Raw genomic sequence first — 1,299 nt, 5'->3', positions numbered from 1 at the left:
AGTTCACCGAGCAGGGCGAGGTGAGCCTGTCGGTGTCCCGTGCGCCGGGGGAGGGCATTGCCTTTACCGTGCGCGATTCCGGCATCGGCATTGCGCCGGACCAGCAGGAAAGCATCTTCGAAGCNNGGCACCGGCCTGGGCCTGTCGATCTCCCGCGACCTGGCCACCTTGCTCGGCGGCTATATCAGCGTGACCAGCGAGCCGGGCAAGGGCAGCGTGTTTACCCTGGTCATGCCCGAGCAGTATGTGGAGCGTGAAGCGGATGCGCCGGCCATTGAGCAACCACGCCAGGTGGTGACAGCGCCCGCGCCGACGCCGATCAAGGTGTCGCCGTTGCTGGTGGCTGACGCAGCCGCCATCCCGCGCTTTGCCGATGACCGCGACAAGGCACCGTTCACCAACCGCTGCATCCTGGTGGTGGAAGACGAGCCCAACTTTGCGCGCATCCTGTTCGACCTGGCCCACGAGCTGGGCTATCACTGCCTGGTGGCCCATGGTGCAGATGAAGGCTACAGCCTGGCCGAAGAGTTCATCCCGGATGCGATCCTGCTGGACATGCGCCTGCCGGACCACTCCGGCCTGACTGTGCTGCAACGCCTCAAGGAACACGCCGATACCCGGCACATCCCGGTGCACGTGATTTCCGTGGAAGACCGCGTCGAGGCCGCCATGCACATGGGCGCCGTGGGTTATGCGGTCAAGCCCACCACCCGCGAAGAACTCAAGGACGTGTTCGCCCGCCTGGAAGCCAAGCTGACCCAGAAGGTCAAGCGCGTGCTGCTGGTAGAGGACGATGACCTGCAGCGTGACAGCATCGCTCGCCTGATCGGTGACGATGACATCGAAATCACCGACGTTGGTTACGCCCAGGCCGCACTCGACCTGCTGCGTACCAACGTCTACGACTGCATGATCATCGACCTGAAACTGCCGGACATGCTCGGCAACGAGCTGCTCAAGCGCATGGCCACCGAGGACATCTGCTCGTTCCCACCGGTGATCGTCTACACCGGGCGCAACCTGACCCGGGATGAAGAGGCCGAGCTGCGCAAGTATTCGCGTTCGATCATCATCAAGGGCGCGCGCTCGCCGGAACGCCTGCTGGACGAAGTGACACTCTTTCTGCACAAAGTCGAATCCCAGCTGTCCCATGACCGCCAGAAGATGCTCAAGACTGCGCGCAGCCGCGACAAGGTCTTCGAGGGGCGCAAAATCCTGCTGGTGGACGACGATGTGCGCAATATCTTCGCCCTGACCAGCGCCCTGGAGCACAAAGGCGCCGTGGTGGTGATCGGGCGT

General features: G+C 63.5%; 1 protein-coding gene. It reads left to right on the top strand.

Going from position 1 to position 1,299, the window contains the following annotated elements:
• Nucleotides 1-39 precede the first annotated feature (39 nt).
• On the top strand, nt 40-1,299 hold a 1,260-nt coding region (locus HX803_RS32755), incomplete at its 3' end, for a response regulator (RefSeq protein WP_372339917.1).

The sequence above is a fragment of the Pseudomonas sp. P7548 genome, from assembly GCF_013386585.1.
In the GTDB taxonomy this organism is placed as follows: Bacteria; Pseudomonadota; Gammaproteobacteria; order Pseudomonadales; family Pseudomonadaceae; genus Aquipseudomonas.
The sequence above is the reverse complement of the archived record's forward strand: the minus strand, read 5'-3'. Positions and strand labels throughout refer to the sequence as shown.